Origin of the sequence: Rhodanobacter sp. OK091 (genome assembly GCF_900142825.1) — a bacterium.
Lineage (GTDB): Bacteria > Pseudomonadota > Gammaproteobacteria > Xanthomonadales > Rhodanobacteraceae > Rhodanobacter.
On sequence record NZ_FRCH01000007.1, the window covers coordinates 1 to 22641 of the forward strand.

General features: G+C 64.2%; 18 protein-coding genes. 14 read left to right on the forward strand and 4 right to left on the reverse strand.

All coding sequences use genetic code 11. The annotated features are described in order from the left end of the window. Positions 1-287: 287 nt before the first annotated feature. Together BUA26_RS19320 and glpK are read left to right on the forward strand one after the other, a co-directional pair. A complete protein-coding gene (locus tag BUA26_RS19320; RefSeq protein ID WP_072762544.1) occupies positions 288-854 on the forward strand; it encodes a TIGR00645 family protein in 567 nt (188 codons plus the stop codon). Positions 855-957: 103 nt separating this feature from the next. Then, a complete protein-coding gene (glpK, locus tag BUA26_RS19325) occupies positions 958-2457 on the forward strand; it encodes a glycerol kinase GlpK (protein WP_072762545.1) in 1500 nt (499 codons plus the stop codon). A gap of 55 nt (positions 2458-2512) precedes the next feature. Here the strand turns inward: glpK and BUA26_RS19330 are convergent, their stop codons facing one another. Continuing rightward, complete coding sequence (locus BUA26_RS19330) at positions 2513-3448, reverse strand: carbohydrate kinase family protein (protein WP_072762546.1); 936 nt, start codon at positions 3446-3448, stop codon at positions 2513-2515. 275 nt (positions 3449-3723) lie between these two features. On the opposite strand from BUA26_RS19330, the gene BUA26_RS19335 reads away from it, so the two are divergent. The 12 genes from BUA26_RS19335 (at position 3724) to BUA26_RS19390 (ending at position 17059) form a co-directional block, all read left to right on the forward strand. Continuing rightward, the gene (locus tag BUA26_RS19335; RefSeq protein WP_072762547.1) at positions 3724-4770 is read left to right on the forward strand and encodes a rod shape-determining protein; all 1047 of its coding nucleotides are present in this window, start codon (positions 3724-3726) and stop codon (positions 4768-4770) included. Positions 4771-4792: 22 nt separating this feature from the next. After that, positions 4793-5770: a rod shape-determining protein MreC gene (mreC, locus tag BUA26_RS19340; protein ID WP_072762548.1), complete on the forward strand. Its 978-nt coding sequence runs from the start codon at positions 4793-4795 to the stop codon at positions 5768-5770. After that, a complete protein-coding gene (mreD, locus tag BUA26_RS19345) occupies positions 5767-6252 on the forward strand; it encodes a rod shape-determining protein MreD (protein WP_072762549.1) in 486 nt (161 codons plus the stop codon). The genes mreC and mreD overlap by 4 nt, the downstream gene beginning before the upstream one ends. 16 nt (positions 6253-6268) lie before the next feature. After that, complete coding sequence (mrdA, locus tag BUA26_RS19350; RefSeq protein WP_072762550.1) at positions 6269-8260, forward strand: penicillin-binding protein 2; 1992 nt, start codon at positions 6269-6271, stop codon at positions 8258-8260. Beyond that, positions 8257-9372, forward strand: coding sequence for a rod shape-determining protein RodA (gene rodA, locus BUA26_RS19355; RefSeq protein WP_072762551.1), 1116 nt, complete (start codon positions 8257-8259; stop codon positions 9370-9372). The genes mrdA and rodA overlap by 4 nt, the downstream gene beginning before the upstream one ends. Positions 9373-9467: 95 nt before the next feature. Next, positions 9468-10472, forward strand: a complete 1005-nt coding sequence (gene mltB, locus BUA26_RS19360; protein WP_072762552.1) for a lytic murein transglycosylase B — start codon at positions 9468-9470, stop codon at positions 10470-10472. Next, positions 10469-11380: a septal ring lytic transglycosylase RlpA family protein gene (locus BUA26_RS19365; RefSeq protein WP_072762553.1), complete on the forward strand. Its 912-nt coding sequence runs from the start codon at positions 10469-10471 to the stop codon at positions 11378-11380. The genes mltB and BUA26_RS19365 overlap by 4 nt, the downstream gene beginning before the upstream one ends. A 75-nt stretch (positions 11381-11455) precedes the next feature. Further along, positions 11456-12709, forward strand: a complete 1254-nt coding sequence (locus BUA26_RS19370; RefSeq protein ID WP_072762554.1) for a D-alanyl-D-alanine carboxypeptidase family protein — start codon at positions 11456-11458, stop codon at positions 12707-12709. Next, positions 12709-12999, forward strand: a complete 291-nt coding sequence (locus BUA26_RS19375) for a DUF493 family protein (protein ID WP_072762555.1) — start codon at positions 12709-12711, stop codon at positions 12997-12999. The genes BUA26_RS19370 and BUA26_RS19375 overlap by 1 nt, the downstream gene beginning before the upstream one ends. 122 nt (positions 13000-13121) lie before the next feature. Continuing rightward, complete coding sequence (lipB, locus tag BUA26_RS19380) at positions 13122-13790, forward strand: lipoyl(octanoyl) transferase LipB (protein ID WP_072762556.1); 669 nt, start codon at positions 13122-13124, stop codon at positions 13788-13790. A gap of 9 nt (positions 13791-13799) precedes the next feature. Further along, on the forward strand, positions 13800-14810 hold the full coding sequence (gene lipA / locus BUA26_RS19385; protein ID WP_072762557.1) for a lipoyl synthase: 1011 nt from the start codon (positions 13800-13802) through the stop codon (positions 14808-14810). 8 nt (positions 14811-14818) lie between these two features. Further along, the gene (locus BUA26_RS19390; protein ID WP_072762558.1) at positions 14819-17059 is read left to right on the forward strand and encodes a carboxy terminal-processing peptidase; all 2241 of its coding nucleotides are present in this window, start codon (positions 14819-14821) and stop codon (positions 17057-17059) included. 57 nt (positions 17060-17116) lie between these two features. On the opposite strand, the gene BUA26_RS19395 is transcribed toward BUA26_RS19390, so the two are convergent. The 3 genes from BUA26_RS19395 to BUA26_RS19405 form a co-directional block, all read right to left on the reverse strand. Then, a complete protein-coding gene (locus tag BUA26_RS19395) occupies positions 17117-18739 on the reverse strand; it encodes a family 43 glycosylhydrolase (RefSeq protein ID WP_072762559.1) in 1623 nt (540 codons plus the stop codon). Positions 18740-18893: 154 nt separating this feature from the next. Beyond that, the gene (locus BUA26_RS19400; protein ID WP_072762560.1) at positions 18894-20636 is read right to left on the reverse strand and encodes a M1 family metallopeptidase; all 1743 of its coding nucleotides are present in this window, start codon (positions 20634-20636) and stop codon (positions 18894-18896) included. Between the two features lie 121 nt (positions 20637-20757). Then, on the reverse strand, positions 20758-22632 hold the full coding sequence (locus BUA26_RS19405) for a tetratricopeptide repeat-containing sulfotransferase family protein (RefSeq protein WP_072762561.1): 1875 nt from the start codon (positions 22630-22632) through the stop codon (positions 20758-20760). Positions 22633-22641 lie beyond the last annotated feature (9 nt).

The window sequence follows — 22641 nt, forward strand, 5'->3', positions numbered from 1 at the left end:
CATGCAAGAGTAGGTCACCGCCAGGGGCTTTATCCCTAAAAACCTCCACCCGAAACGGTGGGGGTTTTTTCTTGTCTGGACGACGGCGGCGACGAGCGCCGAGCGCGACGACTTGGTCCACTGCCAGAGGCTTGAGCACGCTCAGTTCCCAATCGAACCATGATCACGTCGGCCTTCGTATGCGCCTGCCGAGGTAACGGCGAAGATATTGCGATGATGACTCGCGTTAACGAAAGTTTTTGCGACGTTCGCTAAAATCGGCCGTATCCCCCCCATCACAAACACGAATGACGACTTCCCATCCAGGCCGCCTCGGCCCCTTGTCGTACCTGATTTTTTCCTCGCGCTGGCTGCAGTTGCCTTTGTACCTTGGCCTCATCGTGGCCCAGGGCATTTATGTGGTGCAGTTTCTGCGCGAGCTGTGGCACTTGATGGAAACCACGCTGTTGCACAACGGGATCGACGCTTCGGGCGGAGCCGAGAGTGCCGAAGCGACGATCATGCTGACCGTGCTGGGTCTGATCGACGTGGTGATGATCTCCAACCTGCTGGTGATGGTGATCGTGGGAGGCTACGAGACGTTCGTTTCGCGTTTGCGGCTTGAAGGGCATCCGGATCAACCCGAATGGCTGTCGCATGTGAATGCCACCGTGTTGAAGGTGAAGCTGGCGATGGCGATCATCGGCATTTCCTCGATCCACCTGCTCGCCACCTTCATCAAGGCGCGCAGCATGGATGGCGACACCATCATGTGGCAGATCCTGCTGCACCTGACTTTCGTGGTCTCGGCGGTGGCGCTCGCGTATATAGACAAGCTGACCCAGCCCGCCGGCAAGCATGCCGGGGCGCACTGAACGCGGACGGTCGAGGTACGGCGATCGCTCCACGCATCGGCCACTTGCTACTACTCTTCGCCGATGGGTTCATGGGCGACGGGTCCGCGCGAAAGGAAGTACCGTGGTGCAACGTTACGTACTGGCGATAGATCAGGGCACGACCAGCTCGCGCGCGATGCTGTTCGACCAGGCCGGTGCCGTCGCGGGCTTGGCGCAACGCGAGTTGCACCAGATATTCCCGCAGCCGGGCTGGGTGGAGCACGATCCACAGGAGATTCTGGCCAGCGTGCTGGAGACGGTCGGCAACGCGCTGGCCGCGGCACGGATAAGCGCCAATGAACTGGCTGGCATAGGTATCACCAACCAGCGCGAGACTGCCGTGGTGTGGGATCGCCATACCGGCCAGCCGGTCTACAACGCGATCGTGTGGCAGTCGCGGCAGAGCCTGGCGATCTGCGAGCGACTGGAAGCGGACGGCTATGCAGCCTTGGTGCGCGAAAAAACCGGCTTGCTGATCGATGCCTACTTTTCCGGCAGCAAGATCCGCTGGATTCTCGATCACGTGGCGGGTGCCCGAGCGCGTGCAGAGCGCGGCGATCTGCTGTTCGGCACGATCGACAGCTGGCTGATCTGGAACCTCAGCGGTGGCAAGCTGCACGTCACGGATATCAGCAATGCCGCACGCACGCTGCTGTTCGATATTCATGCGCGATGCTGGGATGACGAACTGCTGCGCATGCTGGATATTCCACGCAGCATGTTGCCGCAAGTGCGTTCGTGCAGTGAAGTCTACGGGCATACCGCGGCATTGCCGGGCCTGCCTGCAGGCATACCGATCAGCGGTGTGGCCGGCGATCAGCAGGCGGCCTTGTTCGGCCAGGCCTGCTTTGAACCGGGTATGGCCAAGAACACCTACGGCACCGGCTGTTTCATGCTGATGAATACCGGAACGCGGGCCGTGCCATCACGACATGGCCTGTTGACCACGATCGCCTGGGACGTGGGAGGCACGGTCGAATACGCGCTGGAAGGCAGCATCTTTGTCGCCGGCTCCGTAGTTCAGTGGCTGCGCGATGGCTTGCACATGCTGGAGCAGGCCAGCGATTCGCAGCTCTGTGCGGAGAGCGTGCCTTCGAGCGAGGGCGTGTATTTGGTGCCGGCGTTCGTGGGGCTGGGCGCGCCTTACTGGCGCAGCGACGTGCGTGGCGCCATGTTCGGCCTGTCGCGCGGCACCCGCAAGGAGCATGTGGTGCGCGCGGCGCTCGAGTCGATGGCCTACCAGTCGCGCGATGTGCTGGCCGCGATGGAGGCGGACGCCGGCATTCCGCTGAGGGAATTGCGCGCCGACGGTGGTGCGATCGCGAACGACTTCATGGCGCAGTTCCAGAGCGACATGCTCGGCGTGCCGGTGCTGCGCCCGCGCGTGGCCGAGACCACTGCGCTGGGTACGGCCTATCTGGCGGGACTTGCGGTGGGATTCTGGGAAAGCCGCGCACAGATCGCGGCGTTGTGGCAGATGGATAGACGCTTTCAGCCAGCGATGGACGAAGCCACCCGGCAACGCCTGTATCGCGGCTGGCAGAACGCAGTGAACGCGACCATCGGCTTTCGCGTCGACTGATACGAACGAGGCTCCCGTCGTAGGGAGCCTCGCGGTCCAGTCGCTGGCGCGACGGTCAATCCAGCGCGTAACCGAACTGGTCGAGGAATTCCGCCGCAAACTCGGGGTAGCTGAAGCGCTGGTTCTGCGTGCCGGGATGTTCGACTTTCAGCGCGCCCATCAGCGACGCCATGCGGCCGACCGTCGGCCAGTCTTTGTTGCCCATGATGCCGAAGATCATGCCGGCACGATACGCGTCGCCGCAGCCGGTCGGATCCACGATCTGGCGTTCGCGTGCCGGCGGGATGTGGTGGGTCTCGCCGTCGACGTGGATGATCGAGCCGCGTGGCCCCTGGGTCACGACATACGCGGTCACCTTAGCGGCGATCTCGGCGGCGCTCCAGCCGGTCCGCGTCTGCAGCAGCTGCGACTCGTAGTCGTTGACGATCACATAGGTCGACTTGGCGATCATCGAGCGGAATTCGTCGCCGCTGAACAACGGCATCGCCTGGCCCGGATCGAAGATGAAGGGCACGCCGCGCTCGGCGAACTCGTCCACGTGCTGCAGCATCGCTTCGCGGCCGTCGGGCGCAACGATCGCGATGTCGATCTGCGGGATGTCGCGCACGTGGTTTTCCTGTGCACTGGACATCGCGCCCGGATGGAAGGCGGTGATCTGATTGTTGTCCAGGTCGGTGGTGATGAAGCATTGCGGCGTGAACTGGTCGTCGAACTCGCGCACGCAATCGAGCCGGATGCCGCACTGCTCCAGGTGCTTGCGATACGGCGCGAAATCCTGGCCCACGGCAGCCACCGGCAGCGGATCGCCGCCGAGCAGCTTGAGGTTGTAGGCGATATTGCCGGCACAGCCGCCGAATTCGCGACGCATCCGCGGGACCAGAAACGACACGTTCAGAATATGCATCTGATCGGGCAGGATATGATTCTTGAACTGGTCCTGGAACACCATGATGGTGTCGTAGGCCAGCGATCCGCAGATGACGGCAGGCATGATGTGCGGGAGTCCCCAGGCAAGGTGGCAAGGCCGCGCGTGCCCTGATCGGCGATGGCCGAACCGGAATGCTGCGGTCAAAGGGTGGAATCGTACCGCCATATGTCCGCGTTGGCGACTTCCTGCCGGCATGCACAGCTCACTTCGAGGCGCAGGAAATGTGCTTAGGGCAGTGTTGTGAAAGGATTTCTTAACGTTATTGTCCTTGCGCATGCGGGTCACGCTGACTAGACTGGCGAGCTTACTTTTTAGCCAAGCCGACCCACGGCGGACCCATGTTCAAGAAGTTTCGCGGGATCTTTTCCAACGACATCTCCATCGACCTCGGCACAGCCAATACGCTGATTTATGTGCGCGGCCAGGGCATCGTCCTGAATGAGCCGTCGGTGGTGGCGATTCGCCAGGATCGTGGTCCCGGTGGTCCGCGTACCATTGCCGCGGTTGGCAGCGACGCCAAGCGCATGCTTGGCCGCACCCCGGGCAACATCGCCACGGTGCGTCCGATGAAGGACGGCGTGATCGCCGACTTCACCATGACCGAGGCGATGCTGCAGCACTTCATCAAGCAGGTGCACAAGTCGCGTTTCCTGCGGCCGAGCCCGCGTGTGCTGGTCTGCGTGCCTTGCGGCTCGACCCAGGTCGAGCGCCGTGCGATCAAGGAATCGGCTGAAGGTGCCGGTGCGCGCGACGTGTTCCTAATCGAGGAGCCGATGGCCGCGGCGATCGGCGCCGGCATTCCGGTGCATGAGGCGCGCGGTGCGATGGTGCTGGATATCGGCGGCGGTACTTCCGAAGTGGCGGTGATCTCGCTCAACGGCATCGTCTATTCGCAGTCGGTGCGCGTTGGTGGCGATCGCTTCGACGAGGCCATCATCAATTACGTTCGGCGCAACCACGGCACCTTGATCGGCGAATCCACCGCCGAAAAGATCAAGCTGCAGATCGGCTGCGCATTCCCGCAGAGCGAGGTCAAGGAGATCGAGATCTCCGGCCGCAATCTCGCCGAAGGCGTGCCGCGCATGTTCACGATCAACTCCAACGAGATCCTCGAGGCGCTGCACGAGCCGCTCGCCGGCATCGTGGCCGCGGTCAAATCGGCGCTGGAGCAGACCCCGCCGGAGCTGTGCTCCGACGTGGCCGAGCGGGGCATCGTGCTGACCGGCGGCGGCGCATTGCTGCGCGATCTGGATCGGTTGATCTCCGAGGAGACCGGCCTGCACGTGCAGGTGGCGGACGATCCGCTGACCTGTGTGGCGCGCGGTGGCGGCAAGGCGCTGGAGCTGATCGATCAGCACGGCAGCGACTTCTTCGCGCCCGAATAACCCACGCTAATCAGGGGCGGCCATGGCGCGCACGCGCGACGAATCCTCGCCTCTGTTCGCCGGCAATGCGGCCGGCACGCTGCGGCTGATTGTCTATCTCGCATTGGCCGTAGTGCTGATGGTGCTCGACCATCGCAACGGCTGGCTGTGGCACCTGCGCTACGGCGCGTCCGCAGTGGTGGAGCCGGTGTATCGGCTGGCCGGTTTGCCGGCCGAAGGCATACGCACCATGAGCGTGGCGTTTGCCGATCGCCAGCGGCTGACCGAGCAGAATCAGCGGCTGCGCGAAGATCTGCTGCTGGCCAACGCCAAATTGAACCGAATGGCCGCGGTCGCCGAACAGAATCAGCGCCTGAAGGAATTGCTCGATACCCAGCACAGCCTGGAGCTCAACGTGCAACTGGCGCGCGTGATCGGCGTGGATCTGGGTGCTTACCGATACCGGCTGACCTTGAACATGGGTGCCCGCGACGGCGTCAAGCCGGGGCAACCGGTGATCGACGCGCATGGCGTGATGGGTCAGGTGAAGGAGGTGCTGCCGACGACGTCGGTGGTGATGCTGATCACCGATCCGGCGCACGCCATTCCGGTGGTGATCGAGCGCTCGGGTTTGCGCACCGTGGCTTACGGCTCGCGCGATGGCGATCAGCTCGCGTTGCCCAATATTCCCCTGGCAACCGATGTGCGCGCAGGCGACAAGCTGCTTACCTCCGGCCTCGGCGGGCGTTTTCCGCCGGGCTTCCCGGTGGGCGAGATCGTTTCGGTGGCGCCGGCAGCCACCGGCATGTTCCAAGTAGCGCTGGCGCGGCCGGCGGCGGATATCGACCGCAGCGAGGACGTGTTGCTTCTGCACGATCAGGCCGAGCCGGATGGACCGCCAGCGCTGGTGAAACCGATGGGCCCACCCCGCGAGCTGATGTCGAACGGAACCGCGGCGCCGGCGACAACCTCGACCGTCCGGTCGGCGACAACGCCGGCCTCCGGCGAGGTGCCGCGATGAACAAGCAGCGTCTGAGCCTGTGGTGGTTCATCGGCACGCTGGCGTTTGCGCTGGTCTCGATGCTGGTGCCGCTGCCCGGTGTACTGGAGCCGTTCAAGCCGTACTGGCCGGCACTGATCCTGCTGTACTGGTCGCTGGAGTCGGAGGACCGGGTCAATCTGGGTCTGGCCTTCATGGTGGGACTGGGCGCGGATCTGCTCAACGGCGTGGTGCTTGGCGAACAGGCCTTGCGCCTGTGCGCACTGGTCTTCATCGCGCTGCGCTTTCGTTCGCGGCTGCGTTTCTTCCCGATGTGGCAGCAGACCCTCGCGGTGCTGGCGTTGTTGTTGAACGACCGCATCCTGGTACTGATCGTGCGCGTGCTGGCCGGCGCGTCGCTGCCGCCGGCCAGCTGGTGGATCGCGCCGTTCGTCGGTGCGGCGCTGTGGCCGTTCCTGTTCCTGCTGCTCGACGACCTGCGCGCACGTCTGCGGATTCAATAAGACATGATCCAGTGACATGAAGATCCGGCGATCGATCAAGGACCCGCGCGGCGAAAGCGAATTGTTCCGGCGCCGCGCCGTGGTGGGTTTCGTGCTGCTTCTGCTCGGTCTCTGCCTGCTGGTCAGCCGTTACATGTCGCTGCAGGTGACGCGCCACAATGAGTTTGTCTCCCGCTCGACCAGCAACAGCGTCAAGCCGCGGGTGATTCCTCCGGCCCGCGGATTGATCTACGACCGCAACGGCGTGATGCTGGCCGACAACGTACCCGCGTTCCGGCTCGAAGTGGTGCCCGAGCAGGTCAAGGACATGCCGGCCCTGCTGGTCGAGCTGGGCAATGTGGTGCCGCTGGGTCAGGACGATCTGGACGCGTTCAAGAAGCAGCTCACGCAGAGCCGGCGCTTCGACAGCGTGCCGTTGAAGATGCGCCTGACCGAAGACGAGATCGCCCGCTTCGCGGTGAACCGCTGGCGTTTTCCCGGTGTGGATGTAGTGCCTTACCTGACCCGGCGTTATCCGCTGGGTGGACTGTTCGCGCATGTGGTGGGTTATGTCAGCCGCATCGACGCCGACGACCTCGACCGACTTGATCCGGCGCGTTACAAAGGCACCAGCCATGTCGGTCGCAGCGGCATCGAGCGATCTTACGAGGATGTGCTGCACGGCACCCCGGGCTACGAACTGGTGGAAGTCAATGCCGATGGGCGTACCCAGCGCGTATTGCAGACGTACCCGCCCATACCTGGCAAGAATCTGTACTTGAGCGTCGATGTGCGTATGCAGAAGGCTGCCGAAGCGGCCTTCGCCGGTCGACCGGGCGCCGCCGTGGCGATCGATCCGCGCAACGGCCAGGTACTGGCGATGGTCAGCGTGCCCACGTTCGATCCCAATCTGTTCGTCAACGGCATCAGTCAGGCCGACTACAGCGGGTTGACCAACGATCCGGCCAAACCGCTGGTCAACCGCGTGCTGAAGGGCGTCTATCCGCCCGGTTCCACCGTGAAGCCGTTTCTCGCGTTGGGCGGACTCGAGTACGGCATACGTCGGCCAGGGGATACGGTGCTGTCCACGGGTCAGTTCTGTCTGCCCGGACAGACGCGCTGTTATCGCGACGATGACCGCGGCGGCAATGGCGTGGTCGACATGGTGCGTGCCATCGAGAAATCGACCAACACCTACTTCTACAAGCTGGCGCTCGATCTGGGCATCGACCGGTTGAGCGCCTGGATGAGCCGCTTCAGCTTCGGCGGCAAGACCGGCATCGATCTGCTCGGCGAGTCCGAAGGTGTGCTGCCCTCGCGCGAGTGGAAGGCCAAGCACAGCAAGTTCGGCTGGTTTCCCGGCGAAACCGTGATCGCCGGTATCGGGCAGGGCTACTGGGCGGTGACTCCATTGCAGGTCGGCCATGCCGTGGCCACCTTCGCTGGACGCGGCGTGCCCTACCAGCCGAGGCTGGTGATGGCCACCAAGGCAGTCGCCGAAGCACAACCTCAACCACTGGCCAATCCGCCCTCAGGTCCCTCGCTGATCCGCAAAGCTTCTGACTGGGATGTGATCAACGAAGGCATGCGGGCGGTGATTACCAGCGGTACCGGCAAGGATGCGAAGTTGAATGACGGCTTCCCGTATCTGATCGCCGGCAAGAGCGGTACCGCCGAGCGTTTCTCGCGTAAGTCGGAGGCCTACGATACGAACAAGAACACGGCCTATCTGGCGACGCGCCATCGCGCATGGTTCGAAGCCTATACGCCTGCGGACGATCCGCAGATAGCCGCCGCTGTCCTCCTCGAATCAGGAGCATGGGGCGCCCTGGATGCAGGGCCGATCGTGCGCAAGATTTTTGATGCCTGGGTAGTCGCCAAGGGCGGCGTGCAACCGGTGGATACATCGCTGCCCAATCCGGCCACGTCGTCGCCGTCGCCGGGGAATCAAGCCGTGCCTGCCGAAGACCTGCCGGCAGAGCCGTCCAGCAGCGACGAAGCGACCAGCAGCGACGGAGAGACGCCATGATCGGGGCCATGCAAGTGCGTCTGCGCCGCTTCCTGCGCCGCATCATGACCCGGCCGCGGATCGACCTTCCGCTGGCCCTCGGCTTGTTCGCGCTGGCGACGGTCGGCCTGATCACGCTGTACAGCGCCGGCGACGAAAGTCTCGCGCTGGTCGGCGGCCAGGCCGCGCGCTTCGTGCTGGGCGGCGTGCTGTTGCTGCTGATTTCGCGCATCCCGCCATCGACGTTGCGCAACTGGACGCCATGGCTCTATGCCGGCAGCACCCTGTTGCTGGTGGTGGTGGCGGTACTGGGCGAAGGCCGCGGTGCGAGCCGCTGGCTGAACCTGGGCGTGATGCGTTTTCAGCCGTCCGAACTGCTCAAGCTGACGATGCCGATGATGGTCGCCTGGTACCTGCATCCGCGCCAGTTGCCGCCGGGCTGGAAGGACATCGCCGTGGTCGGCCTGCTGATCGCGATACCGGCAGCGCTGATCGCCAAACAGCCGGATCTCGGTACGGCGCTGCTGGTGAGCGCCGCCGGTGCGTTCGCGCTGTTCCTGTCCGGCATGGCGTGGTGGCGGATCGGCGTGCTGATCGGCGCGGTCGGCGGCATGATTCCGGTAGGCTGGCACTTCCTGCATCAATATCAGCGCGATCGCGTGCTGACCTTGCTCAATCCGGAATCCGATCCGCTCGGCAACGGCTGGCACATCATCCAGTCGCAAATAGCCGTGGGTTCGGGCGGCATCTTCGGCAAGGGCTGGCAGCACAGCACGCAGTCGCGGCTGGATTTCCTGCCCGAACACACCACCGACTTCATCTTCGCGGTGTTTTCCGAGGAGTTCGGGCTGGTCGGCGTATGCGCGTTGTTCGTGCTGTATGCGTTCATCATCGGCCGCTGCCTGTGGATCGCGATGGAGGCGCGCGACACTTACTCGCGTCTGCTTGCCGGCGCGATCGGCATGAGCTTCTTCGTCTACGTGTTCGTCAACGGCGGCATGGTCGCCGGCATGCTGCCGGTGGTCGGCGTGCCGATGCCGATGGTCAGTTACGGCGGCACTTCGGCGGTGTCGCTGCTGGTCGGTTTCGGTGTATTGATGTCGATCCACGCCAATCGCAAGACGCACCTGTGAACACAGCCAGTGCGTTGCCCGCGTGCGGCCCGAAGTTGCCCCGGCGTGCGTGTTAGGCTTTCGATGACATCGTTTTCTGCGAGCGAAGCCTGCACATGACAGCCACTCCTGCGCCGCGCGCGGCCTGTTTTCTCGCCATCCTCAGCCTGTTCGGGGTGGCTGTGCCGGCGCTGGCGGCGACCCATCCCGGTCAGGCTGAGCTGGTGCGCGAGGTGGCGAGCGAGACCGGCAAAGACCCGCAGGCGCTGAACAGGTTGCTCGACGGCGCGAAGATGCAGCAAAGCATCCTCGATGCGATCAGTCGTCCGGCCGAGAGCAAGCCGTGGAAGGATTACCGGCCGATCTTCATGACCGACAAGCGCATCAGCGATGGCATCGCGTTCTACCGCGAGCATCGCGCGATGTTGGAGCAGATCGGCAAGCAGTACGGCGTGGCGCCGCAGTACATCGTGGCCATCGTCGGCGTGGAAACCAATTACGGCCGCATCACCGGCAAGTACAAGGTGCTCGACGCGCTGGTCACGCTGGGTTTGTACTACCCGCCGCGGGCCAAGTTCTTCCGCGAGCAGCTGAAGGAGCTGCTGGAAATGCCAGACAACCATCTGGCCGGGCCGGTCGATACGCTCACCGGCTCGTATGCCGGTGCGCAGGGCTGGGGCCAGTTCATGCCCACCAGCATCCGCGACTTCGCGGTGGACGCCGATCAGGACGGCCACATCGACCTGCAGAATTCGCTGCCGGATATCTTCGCCAGCGTGGCGAACTACTTCGCGAAGCACGGCTGGATCAGCGCCGATCCGGTGGCGGCGCGGGCGCAGCCGGATGCCGCGGCGCGACCGATCGCGGTGGAGGACACCACACCGCAATGGCCGCTGGAGCAGCTCGAGGCGTGGGGCTATGCGCCGCTGCAACCGCTGTCGCCGGCGCAACCCAGCAGCTTGCAGACGCTGGAAGGCCCGAACGGTCCGGAGTACTGGTTTACCTTCCAGAATTTCTATGTGATCACCCGCTACAACCGCAGTCCGCTCTATGCGATGGCGGTCGATCAGCTGGCGGGCGCCATCGCCGCCGGCGTGGCCCAGGCGGACGCTGCACCATGAGGCTGCCGGGGGCGGCGGTATTGCTGCTGGCCATGATGTTGCTGCTGACTGGCTGCGGCGGTGCGAGGACGAAGCCTTATCATGGCGCCAGCGATCGGCAGCGGCCGAGCCGGGCAGGAACCGCCGCGGGCAGCGACAGTTTTCGCGACGACCTCAGCAGGTCGCAGGACAGCCGCTATCGCGACGGCAGCGACAGCGTGCCGGACGACGTGCCGGATGTGAGCAAGCTGATCGAACCGGTGCCGAAGGTCGAACCGCGTTCGCTGTACGGCAACAAGTCGCCGTATACCGTGCTGGGGCACACGTACAACGTGCTGCCCAGCGCGCGCGACTACGACGAGCGCGGCATCGCCTCGTTCTACGGCAACAAGTTCCACGGCTACAAGACCTCCAGCCTGGAAACCTACGACATGTACGGGTTCAGCGCCGCCAGCACCACGCTGCCGCTGCCCAGCTATGCGCGCGTCACCAATCTCGAGAACGGCAAGAGCGTGATCGTGCGGGTCAACGATCGCGGCCCGTTCCACCAGAACCGGGTGATTGACCTTTCCTACGCGGCCGCCGTGAAAATCGGCATCTGGCCCAAAGGCACCGGGCTGGTCGAGGTGCGTGGCATCGATCCGGGAAATTCTACGCAGGAACTGCCGCCGCCGGCTGTGGTCACATCCCAACACCCTGGCATCTACCTGCAAGTGGGCGCGTTCTCGGATGCGGACAATGCCGAGCGGCTCGCCCAGCGCCTGCGCCAGGCCAATCTCGGCGACGTGCAGGTGATGGACGCCGACGTCAACGGCCGCCGCGTGCGGCGGGTGCGGGTCGGGCCGCTGGCCGATGTGGATCGCGCCGACCAGGTCAGCGCCCGGATCGAAGGCATGGGTCTGCCGCGGCCTCAGGTCGCGGTAGACTGAGCAGGATTTGCGTACCCCTTTTAATCACGTCGGCACCCGCGATGCCGATATTCAGAGACTGGACAGAACAACCCGATGAATTTCCTCCGCCGTAGCTTGATTCCGTTCGCCGCCGCCGTGTTGCTGGTCGGTGTTGCCGTCGCCCAGACACCGCCGCGTCCGTCGCCGGTGCCGCGCCCGGTGGTGCCTGACGCACCGGTGCCGCCGCCGCCGGATGTCGACGGCAAGAGCTGGGTGCTGATGGATTACGCCACCGGACAAATCCTCGCCAGCAAGGAGCCGGACCTGCGCGTGGAGCCCGCCTCCATCACCAAGATCATGACCGACTACGTGGTCTCGGCCGAGGTCGCCAACGGCAAGGTCCACATGACCGATCCGGTCACCATCACCGAGAATGCGTGGCGCGGCGGCGGTGCGGGCACCGACGGTTCCACCAGCTTCCTCAAGCTCAACAGCCAGGTGCCGCTGAAGGATCTGCTGTACGGCCTGATCATCCAGTCCGGCAACGACGCCGCGATCGCGTTGGCCGAGCACACCGCGGGTTCCGAGCAGGCCTTCGCCGGCTTGATGAACGCGTATGCCAAGCAGCTCGGCATGGTGAACTCGAACTTCGAGAACGCTTCCGGCTACCCGATCGCGAACCACTACACCACCGCCCATGACGTGGCGATGCTGTCGCGCGCGCTGATCCAGGATTTTCCCGAGGACTACGCGATCTCCGCGATAAAGGAGTTCGAGTGGAACGGGATCAAGCAGCACAACCGCAACACCTTGCTGTGGCGCGACCCCAGCGTGGACGGTATCAAGACCGGTCACACCGCTGGCGCCGGCTATTGCCTGGCTGCCTCGGCCAAGCAGGGCGAGGCGCGCATGATCGCGATCGTGATGGGCGCCAGCAGCGAGAAGGCGCGTGCCGATTCGGCGATGGCGCTGCTCAGCTACGGCTTCCGTTTCTACGAGACTCACAAGCTGTACGACAACAGCAAGCCGCTGGCCACGCCGCGGCTGTGGAAAGGCGCGACGAACCAGTTGCCGCTGGGTGTCGCCGACAATGTGCTGGTCACCGTCAAGCGCGGCCAATACGACCAGCTGAAAGCCACCATGGACATTCCGGCCACGCTGATCGCGCCGTTCAAGAAGGGTCAGCAGGTCGGTACGCTGCGCATCACGCTGGCTGGCCAGCCGGTGCAGAGCGTGCCGCTGATCGCCATGAACGACGCGCCGCAGGGCGGCTTCTTCTCGCGCCTGTGGGACAGCATCATGCTGTGGTTCCACGGCGACAAGAAGGCCGCTGCGGAGGCGCCGGCCAAGAGTACGGACGCGAAGTAATGCAACCGATCGATTTCACCAAAGCGAAGCAGGACGGCAAGGGCTTCCAGTTTCCCGGCGAGTTCGAGATCACGGCGGTCGGCAGCGCCAGTGCGAATTTGCCGACCCACGTGCCGCAGCTGCTGGAGCGTGCCGGCCTGCATGTGCTGCACGAGAGCGTGCGGCACCGGCATTCCGGTGCCGGCAACTTCGTCTCGGTCACGGTGAGCTTTCGCTGCGAGAACCGCGAACAGTACGAAGCGGCCCATGCCGCACTGCGCGCGAGTCCGGATATCCGTTACACGCTGTGAAGTGCGGGGAGCGCGAGTCTTCCCGCAACCTGAAGGTGACCGCTCCCGGGTCGCCGTGGTGCCATTGATCGCTCGCCAAATACCCCAACGTTCCCCGTACTGCGTTCCCAAGGTCTGATGTCATGTCGTTGCCGCTGAAAATTCGCCGTCTTGGTCGCCAGCCGTATGAGGCGACCTGGAAGGCGATGAGCGCGTTCACCGACAACCGCACGGCCGATACCGCCGACGAACTGTGGCTGCTGGAGCATGATCCGGTGTTCACCCTCGGCCAGGCCGGCAAGATGGAGCACGTGCTGGCACCGGGCGATATCCCGGTGGTGCCGGTCGATCGCGGCGGTCAGGTGACCTATCACGGTCCCGGCCAGATCGTCGGCTATCCATTGATCGACCTGCGCCGGATCGGCGTCGGCGTGCGCGAGCTGGTGACCAGGATCGAGCAGTCGCTGATCGATACGCTGGCGCATTGGAACGTCGCGGCGGTGCGGCGCGAGGGTGCGCCCGGCGTATACGTGGCGGACGCCAAGGTCGCTGCGCTGGGATTGCGCGTGCGGCGCGGCTGCAGCTTTCATGGGCTGGCCTTCAACGTGGCCATGGACCTGGAGCCGTTTCATCGCATCAACCCTTGCGGTTACAAGGGTTTGGCGGTCACACAGCTGCTAGACTTGGGCGGCCCGTCGCAGTTGGCAACGGTCGAGAACGTGCTGGTGGAGGAGTTCTGCCGCCAGTTCGGCTTTGCTGCCGAGCCAGCTGCCCCCGTTTTACCCGAACTCCCCGCTCGTGCAGCGGTCTGAGCTGTCTACATGAGCGAAATCTCCACTTCTTCTTCCAAAGTCATTCCGATCACCGTCGTCAGCGGTGCGCCCGCCGGTGAAAAGCAGATCGGCAATGACAAGATCGCGCTGAATCGTGCCGGCTTCGATACTGCCGTTCCGATCCTGCGCAAGCCGTCGTGGATCCGCGTGCGCCTGCCGCAAGGCAACGCCGTGCAGCAGCTGAAGGCGCGCCTGCGCGAGAACGCGCTGGTCACCGTATGCGAAGAAGCGTCGTGCCCGAACATCCACGAATGCTTCAGCAAGGGCACTGCGACGTTCATGATTCTCGGCGAGGTATGCACGCGCCGCTGCTCGTTCTGCGATGTGGCGCATGGCCGCCCGGTCGCGCCCGATCCGCTGGAGCCGGCGCGGCTGGCCGAGACGATCCGCGACATGCGCCTGAAGTACGTGGTGATCACGTCGGTCGATCGCGACGATCTGCGCGACGGTGGCGCCGAGCATTTCGCGGCGTGCATCCGCGCCACGCGCCATGCCAGCCCGAACATCAAGATCGAGATCCTCACGCCCGACTTCCGCGGCAAAGGCCGCATGGAGCGCGCGCTCGAAGTGCTCAAGGATTTCCCGCCGGACGTGTTCAACCACAATCTGGAAACCGTGCCGCACCTGTATCGCGAAGTGCGCCCGGGCGCGGACTATCAGTGGTCGCTGGATTTGCTGAAGCGCTTCAAGGCGCAGCATCCGGAGGTGCCGACCAAATCCGGCATCATGCTGGGCCTGGGCGAAACCTGGGATCAGGTGATCGAGACCATGGGCGATTTACGCTCTCATGACGTCGAGATGATCACCATTGGCCAATACTTGCAGCCCACACCCCACCATCACCCGGTAGTGCGCTACTGGACTCCGGAAGAATTCGAGGCGCTGCGCGAAGCCGGTGAGGCGATGGGTTTCCATCACGTCGCCTCCGGCCCGCTGGTGCGTTCGTCCTATCACGCCGACCTGCAAGCCCATGCAGCCGGTGTCACCGAGTCAGCTTGAGAGCCTTCATGAAATTTCGTCCTGCACTGGTCCTGTTGCTTGCCCTCGTCACCGCGACCTGCGCCTCCGCGCAGTCGGCGGCCGATCTCGGTGCCGGCAGTACGGGCCGCAAGGCGGCCAGCTGGCCGCTCACCTCCACCACCAGCGAGGCGCAGGCCGCGCAGCTGTCGGCGCGCTTCCTGACCCGCTTCCACTACGACGCGCAGCCGCTCGACGATGCGATGTCGGCGCGCATCTACACCGCCTACTTCAAGCTGCTCGACAGCGAGAAAGTGTTCTTCACCCAGGTCGACATGGCGAAGTTCGCGCCGCTGAAGACCCAGCTCGACGACGCGATCTGGAATCAAGACCTGTCCGCGCCGTTCTCGGTATTCAACCTGTACGTGCAGCGCGCGGTCGAACGCATGACCTATGCGCGCGGCCTGCTCAAGCAAGGCTTCGATTTTTCCGTCGATGAAAACTACACGTTCGATCGCGACCATGCCGACTGGCCGAAAGACCAGGCCGAGCTGGACAAGCTGTGGCGCCAGCGCACCAAGAACGACTGGCTGCGCCTGAAGCTGGCCGGCAAGAATGACGACGACATCCGCAAGACGCTGGACAAGCGTTATGCCGGCTACATCGAGCGGGTCAAGCAACTCGATGGCGAGGACGCGTTCCAGACCTTCATGACCGCGTACGCCGAAACCACCGACCCGCATACCGACTACCTCGGCCCGCGTGCGGCGGAAAACTTCGACATCCAGATGAAGCTGTCGCTGGAAGGTATCGGTGCCCAGCTGCAGGCGCGCGACGACTACACGATGATCTTCACCCTGGTGCCCGGCGGTCCGGCGATCAAGTCCGGCAAGCTCAAGGCCGGCGATCGCATCGTGGCGGTGGGGCAGGGCGACAGTGGTCCGATGACCGACGTGATCGGCTGGCGGCTGGACGATGTGGTCAATCGCATCCGCGGCAAGAAAGACACCACCGTGCGGCTGGAGATCCTGCCCGCCGATGCCGGCCTGGACGGCAAGCACGAGATCGTCACGCTGGTGCGCAAGAAAGTCAGCATCGAGGATTCGGCGGCGAAGAAGAAGGTCATCGACATCAAGGACGGCGATGTCACCCGCAAGATCGGCGTAATCGAGCTGCCCTCGTTCTATTCCGACTTCGGCGCGCGCAGCGAGGGCGACAAGGACTTCAAGAGCGCCACTCGCGACGTGGCCAAGCTGCTGGGCGAACTCAAGACCGCCGGCGTACAGGGCGTCGTAGTCGATCTGCGCAACAACGGCGGCGGTTCGCTGGCCGAGGCCAATTCGCTGACCGGCTTGTTCATCGACAAGGGGCCGGTGGTCCAGGTGCGCGACTCCAAGGGCCAGGTCGAAGTGCAGGGCGATGACGACCCGGGCATGGCGTGGAGCGGTCCGCTGGCGGTGCTGGTCAACCGCGGCACGGCGTCGGCGTCGGAGATCTTCTCCGCGGCGATCCAGGACTACCACCGCGGCCTGATCGTCGGCGAACCGACCTTCGGCAAGGGCACCGTGCAGAACCTGGTCGATCTGGATCGTTTCTCGCAGAGCGACAGCGAGAAGCCGCAGCTCGGCGAGCTGAAGATGACCATCCAGGAATTCTTCCGCATCAACGGCGGGTCCACCCAGCTGAAGGGTGTGACGCCGGACATCGCCTTCCCGAAGAACGGCGACGACAAGGACTTCGGCGAGTCGACCTACGACAACGCGTTGAAGTGGACGCAGATTCCGCCGGCCGACTACCAGCCCGTGGCGAACCTCAATGCCTATCTGCCGCAGCTGGTGCAGCTGCATGACCAGCGCGCGGCGAAGTCGCCGGCGTGGAAACTGATGCTGGACGAGCTGGCGCAATACAAGACCATGCGCGCCAAGACCTCGATCTCGCTGAACTTCGCCACGCGCGAAGCCGAGCGCAAGCAGCAGGATGCGATCCAGTCCGATTTCCGCGCACGGCACAAGGCCATCGACGGTACCGACGCAACACTGGGCGACGACCAGAGCAGCCTCGACGACGGCCTCAACGCGAACGAGCGCAGCCTGAAGAGCGAGCTCAAGCAGGAAAGCGAAGCGAAGAAGGCGAAGGACGTGCAGCTCAACGAAACCGCGCACATCCTGTTCGACGCGGTCGGCCTGGTCAAGGCCGATCCGAAGCTGGCCGGCGAGGTGTTGCCGTATGGCGGCAAGTTCTCCGCCACGGCCGCGGTGGCGCCACCGGCCGCCGCACCGATCGCGCATTGAGCTTCACTGCGTGAAGGCCGACAAAGGCAGCGCTCCGGCGCTGCCTTTGTTTTTGGGCTAGGCCTCCAGCGCGCGATAGTTGAAATCGCTAACGAGGATGCTTCCCTCGTCGGCGCTGTAGATGCCCAGCTTGAGGCTGAGGAAGCCGCCGAAGACGTTGTGATGGATGCCCGAGACTTCCATCCGCAGCCCGTTGCGGGCCCAGGTTTTTCCGTCGTCGTGCGAATAGTGGTAAGTCACCACGTTACGGTCGTTGGTCAGCCTGATGCGGACGCGGGAGGTGTGCATCGGCTGCCGTGCCCACAGTTGTTCGTCCGCGTACTCGAAGGTCCTCATGTAGTCGGGCGTGAAGCCGACGCCGACGAAGGCTTTCGCGTTGTAGAACAGCAGTAGCCCGCCTTCGGCCTTGCCGACCAGGTCGATCGTGACTTCGGCGACGTACCCGCGGTCGCCCATCGTGCACACCAGTGGCGAACTGTCGGCAGGTGAGCTTCCCTTGGCCACGATGCGCAGGCCCTGCTTCTCATACGCGGCACGTTGCATCTCGTCCGGCGCCGGGTCATGGAAGCACCACTGGATCCCGAACTTGTTCGTGCCGAAGTCGTCCGACAGCGCGGCACGGGTGGGCGTGGGGCGGCCACCCCGGGGCTTGGGCAACGGTTTCGACAGATCGCCTCCGGTGGCCCGGAACCAGCCATCGCCGGTCCACTCGACCGGTTCCAGCAGCGTCTGTCGGCCCAGTGTCCTGAAGCCGTTCTCGTAGCCGTGGTACACCATCCACCAATCGCCCGCCGGCCCTTCCACCAGCGACGCGTGTCCGCGCGACCACCACGGCTCTTCGGCGCTGGTGGTGCGCACCAGCGGATTGTGCGGGCAGTGTTCCCACGGGCCATGGATGGATTTCGAGCGGGCCGCGATCACCATGTGCCCGGTCGGCGGACCCGCGGTGCCGCCGACGGCCGTGATCAGATAAAACCAGTCGTCATGCCGGAGCAGCTTCGGCCCCTCCGGCGAAAACGCTTCCACCACCCAGTCATCGGGATATCGCCACGGGCTGTACGCCGGTTCCAGCGATCCATCCGTGGCCAGGCCATCGTCCGTCAGCCGGATCCGCCGGATGCCGTTGACGAAGAGATAGCGCTTGCCGTCTTCCCCGACGATATGGCCCGGGTCGATGCAACCGCTGATCTTGAGGTCGATGGGCTCGCTCCATGGCCCTTCGATCCGGTCGGCCCAGATCACAAAGATCGACCAGCCCTTGCCGCCCGGATTGGCGGGCAGGTAAATGAAGTAGCGGTTCCCGTGCTTGCACAGATCGACCGCCCAGATGCTGCCGAGCTGCTTGTGCAGGGCCGGCCCCAGCGGCGTCCAGTTCACCAGGTCGGTGGAGTGCCAGATGATCAGGCCCGGATAGGCGAACAGCGACGAAAACGTCATGTAGTAGTCGTCGCCATCCTTGAGGATGGTCGGGTCCGGGTGGTCGCCGGTGACGATCGGATTGAGATACGTCCCGTTGCCCAGGTCCGCCTTTCGCTGCCCTTCGGTTCCGTGGCCCCATGCAGGGCTCTGAAGGCGGTGATCGATGCAGCGCGTGTCCGTCGTAGCCCGCAGCGCAAGCGGCGCGGCCGCGGCGCTGGTCAGCATCCATTTGATGCTGTTGCGACGGCTGGTATCGACCATCTCGTTTTCCTCATTGGCATGGATAGGACGGAAGCGCCCGATTCGTAGCGGGCATCGACTCCCTACCATCGATAGTACGGCCTGCCGTCGTATGCGAGCCATGCCATGAACGCAACTCGATCCACCTTCCCGCGCTTGGCGGCCATCCTTGCGCTCAATGCGTCGCGGACTTGGCCTTGCGCTGCTGCTTCATCCACTGCCGGAATGCATCGATGTGCGGCAGTTGCCGCAGCAGCTTGGAGTGCGGATCGACGATCAGCAGACTGCCGGCCGGCACCTGCAACCGACCTTCGCCCTGCGTCATCGGCACGGTGTGCACGGCCTCGCCGACTTGCACTTCCACCGGCATCGGGAACGGCTTGCCATGCTCGGTCACCCAGTGCAGCGCGAGCGTGTCGCCATCGTGGTGCATGTCGAGGCGGGGCAGCGCGGCGTCGTGGAGATAGACGTCGAAGAACCAGTGCAGATCGCGCCCGGTTACCTTGTCGACGATCGCGATGTACTCGTCGGTGGTGGCATAGCGCGGGCTGAAGTTGCCCGGTTTCGGATCCGGCCGGCCGTACACCAGCCGGCGCGTGCTTTCGAAGAAATCCTTGTCGCCGATCAGCTGCCGCAGCGTGTGCAGCATCAGCGCACCCTTGTTGTAGATGTCCTGACCGGGCCCGGTCTTCTCGTCGTAGACCTGCTCCTCGGTTTTGCTGCTGCCGGAAACGATGGGGCGGGCGTTGCTCAACATCAGGCGCAGGCCATGCACCCAGCTGAAGTAATCCGCGTCGCCGTTGAGGTACTGGCTGTACAGCGGCTGCATGTAGGTGCCGAAACCCTCGTGCAGCCACATGTCGTCCCAGTCGGCATTGGTCATCTGGTTGCCGAACCACTCATGCGCAAACTCGTGCTGCAGCAGCCGGTCGAAACCGTAACCGTCCTGCTTGTAGTCGTTGCCGTAGGCGTTGAGGGTCTGGTGTTCCATGCCAAGGTACGGGGTTTCCACCACGCCCATCTTCTCGTCGCCGAAGGGATACGGGCCGATCTCCTGCTCGAAGAAATCCAGCATGCGTGGGAACCCGGCGAACAGTTCTTTCGCCTGTGCCTCTTGTCCGCGCAGATACCAGAATTCCAGTGGGATGGTGTTGCCGTAGCGGCTGGGGTAGTCCGCCTTGAGTACATCGAACGGGCCGACGTTGATCGCGATGGCGTAGGTGTCCGGATGCTTGGCGCGCCAGTGATACGTATGCCGATCGCCTTCCTCGGTGATGCCGATCAGCACGCCGTTGCCGGGCGCCGCGAGCGTCTTCGGTACGGTCACGTAGGTGTCGACCAGGTCGGGCTCGCCCTGCGGATGGTCGATGCACGGCCAGAACAGGTCGCAGCCTTCGCCCTCGACCGCGCTGGCGATCCATGGCTGGCCGTCCGCGGTGTGACTCCAGACAAAGCCGCCGTCCCACGGCGCCTTTTTCGCCACATGCGGCTTGCCGCCGTAGCGGATGGTGACGCGCACCTTGCCGCCGCTGGCGAGCGGTGCCGGCAGTGCGATACGCAGGCGGCCGTCCGGATTGCTCCAGCGGGTGGCGGCAAGCGGCTGGTCGTCGAGGGCGATGCCGCCGATCGGCAGGTTGCGGTCCAGGTCCAGCAGCAGCACGTCGGTGGCGGATTTGGCGGTGAAGCTCAGCGTGGCGCTGGCGTCGATGCTTTGCCCGGCCGGGTCGATCGTGAAGTGCAGCTCGGCATGATCGAAATGCACGCGCGCCTGCTCGGCCGGCATCACGCCACCGGAGTTCAGCGTCTGCGCCGTCAGCGCCGGCTGGGTGGGCGCACCAGTCTTGGCGACCGGTACGCTGGTGCAGGCAGCGAGGCCGAGTGCCACGCTGATGGCGAGCAGGTGCAGGCGATGGTGCATGAGGGTTTCCTACCGGCGGATTGAAACGGCAGGATGCAATCTTTCAGCCCGGGGCGACAACGCCAGAAGTCATGCCATATGGCATATCCGCGATGCGGGTGCGGCAACGGTGCACCGATTGCTATTCGGCGTAGCCGAGGCGGTCCATCCACGGCCGCAGCACCGGCAGCACGGAATCGAAATGTTCGCGATAGTTCTGCCAGCGGCCGAGAGCCTTGCGGTGAACACCTTCGGTGACCTGCGCATAGCTGGGCGTGCTGATGAAACGCTTGTGCCGAGCGTGTTCGGCGAAGCGTGTCATGGGTGAGGCGTCGGTGACGTCGAGGAACTGCGCCAGACGCGCGACCTGACCGTCGAAGTCGTTGACGACCGATTCGTAACGCCACTCCAGCACCTGCGGCGCGAACACCTCGACATGCTGCTGCCACTGTTCGAAGGCCTGCACATAACCTTCGGCGAGGCGCTGCAGCGATGAGCAGAGAATCATGAAAGGCGGCGAGCGAAACGGAAGCATATAGCAGCTAAGCAACACGTCGCAGGGGTGGCGCAGGCACAGGATGATCCGCGCCTCGGGGAACAGTCGGGCGATCATCGGCAGGCACAGCATATTGAGCGGATTCTTGTCGACCAGTCGTTGTCCCCCGAGGTCAGGTATCACCTTGTTCACCAAACCGGCATAAATCCCCCGCAACTGATCCGTATCTTGCTGGATCAACCCGGCAAGATCCTCCGGGTAGGATTGCCCGGCGAGCTGCATGCGTCCGATCAGCTCGTACACGAAACCACGCTCGTCCATCGAGCGAAAATCGGGATGGGAGTCGAGCATCTGTTCGAGCAGTGTCGTACCCGAACGAGGAAAGCCGACCACGAACACTGGGCTTTCATGGCTGCGTGGTGCCGATAGCGTGGTCCAGCGGTCATGTTCCAGATGACTCACGCGATGGCTCGCCATGGACAGTGGCTGGCTGCCCTCGGCGGTCAGTTCGGGCACGATGTCCCTGGCGATTTCCCATTGCGCAGCATGAGCGATCTCTGCGGCCTGCCAGGCTTCCCGATGGCGCCCCTGTTTGCTCCTCGCACCGGCCAGCCCGAAAGCGGCGTTCGCGCGCGATTCGGGTTGGTCAACCAAGCCGAGCATGCGTTCATATAGACCGGCGGCGTCATCCAGCTCGCCCACACGGGCAGCCATGGCCGCATGGGCTTGCCAGGCTGCAGAGAGAAGAGACGGGGACGCCTTGGATAACGCCTCCAGTGTGTTCAGTGGCAATTGCGCGAGTTCGGTCTGAGCGCGCTCGATCTGGTTGCTGCGCTCATAAATCGCTGCGCGCAATGCGACGATGCGCCATTCCATGATCTGCGCATCCGGTCCCTTGGGCAGTACCGCTTGATCCAGGATTTGAAACGCAGTCGCCTGATCACCCTGGGTGGATAACATTGTCGCCATGAGCAATGCTTGCTCGGCAGGTTGTGGCGGCCAGTCGACGGCGCCGGCCAGCATGTCTTCCTCGCCATTGTTGTCGCCGCAGACATGGCAGGCGTACGCCGCCTGCAGCCGTGCGTCGATGAAGGCGGGCACCAGCTGCACAGCATTGAGCATCGCCTGCCGTGCCTGTAGCCAGCGTTGTTGCTGCGCATAGAGCAGGCCGAGGTTGTAATGGATCTGCGCCTCATGTGGCGCCAGCTCCACGGCTTGCAGCAGCGCTTGTTCGGCCATCGCCAGGTCGCCTGTCTGGCGGGCAACGACAGAGAGGTTGTTCCAGTACTCGGGCGTTTCAGGATGGCGCCGCACCAGCCGCTGAAAAGTCGCTAGCGCGTCGTCGAGTCTAAGGCTGGATTGCTGGGCGGTGCCCAGCAACAGCAGAGCGGTTTCGTCGGCGTCGTCCGCGTCGGCGATGGGTTCGCCGAGGGCCAGCACGGTGGCGATATCACCACTGTTGTACGCCGCGAGCATGCGGGCGGCGAGGTCGGCAGAAGATGGCGAAGGGTGGTCCGTCATCCCTGAATC

Excerpts from the sequence above, each read along its gene's own strand:
- BUA26_RS19370 (WP_072762554.1), top strand. The coding sequence starts at position 11,456 with ATGAATTTCCTCCGCCGTAGCTTGATTCCGTTCGCCGCCGCCGTGTTG.
- BUA26_RS19405 (WP_072762561.1), bottom strand. The coding sequence starts at position 22,632 with ATGACGGACCACCCTTCGCCATCTTCTGCCGACCTCGCCGCCCGCATG.
- lipA (WP_072762557.1), top strand. The coding sequence starts at position 13,800 with ATGAGCGAAATCTCCACTTCTTCTTCCAAAGTCATTCCGATCACCGTC.
- BUA26_RS19395 (WP_072762559.1), bottom strand. The coding sequence starts at position 18,739 with ATGGTCGATACCAGCCGTCGCAACAGCATCAAATGGATGCTGACCAGC.
- BUA26_RS19320 (WP_072762544.1), top strand. The coding sequence starts at position 288 with ATGACGACTTCCCATCCAGGCCGCCTCGGCCCCTTGTCGTACCTGATT.
- BUA26_RS19400 (WP_072762560.1), bottom strand. The coding sequence starts at position 20,636 with ATGCACCATCGCCTGCACCTGCTCGCCATCAGCGTGGCACTCGGCCTC.
- mreD (WP_072762549.1), top strand. The coding sequence starts at position 5,767 with ATGAACAAGCAGCGTCTGAGCCTGTGGTGGTTCATCGGCACGCTGGCG.
- BUA26_RS19390 (WP_072762558.1), top strand. The coding sequence starts at position 14,819 with ATGAAATTTCGTCCTGCACTGGTCCTGTTGCTTGCCCTCGTCACCGCG.
- BUA26_RS19365 (WP_072762553.1), top strand. The coding sequence starts at position 10,469 with ATGAGGCTGCCGGGGGCGGCGGTATTGCTGCTGGCCATGATGTTGCTG.
- mrdA (WP_072762550.1), top strand. The coding sequence starts at position 6,269 with ATGAAGATCCGGCGATCGATCAAGGACCCGCGCGGCGAAAGCGAATTG.
- BUA26_RS19330 (WP_072762546.1), bottom strand. The coding sequence starts at position 3,448 with ATGCCTGCCGTCATCTGCGGATCGCTGGCCTACGACACCATCATGGTG.
- rodA (WP_072762551.1), top strand. The coding sequence starts at position 8,257 with ATGATCGGGGCCATGCAAGTGCGTCTGCGCCGCTTCCTGCGCCGCATC.
- lipB (WP_072762556.1), top strand. The coding sequence starts at position 13,122 with ATGTCGTTGCCGCTGAAAATTCGCCGTCTTGGTCGCCAGCCGTATGAG.
- BUA26_RS19375 (WP_072762555.1), top strand. The coding sequence starts at position 12,709 with ATGCAACCGATCGATTTCACCAAAGCGAAGCAGGACGGCAAGGGCTTC.
- BUA26_RS19335 (WP_072762547.1), top strand. The coding sequence starts at position 3,724 with ATGTTCAAGAAGTTTCGCGGGATCTTTTCCAACGACATCTCCATCGAC.
- mreC (WP_072762548.1), top strand. The coding sequence starts at position 4,793 with ATGGCGCGCACGCGCGACGAATCCTCGCCTCTGTTCGCCGGCAATGCG.
- mltB (WP_072762552.1), top strand. The coding sequence starts at position 9,468 with ATGACAGCCACTCCTGCGCCGCGCGCGGCCTGTTTTCTCGCCATCCTC.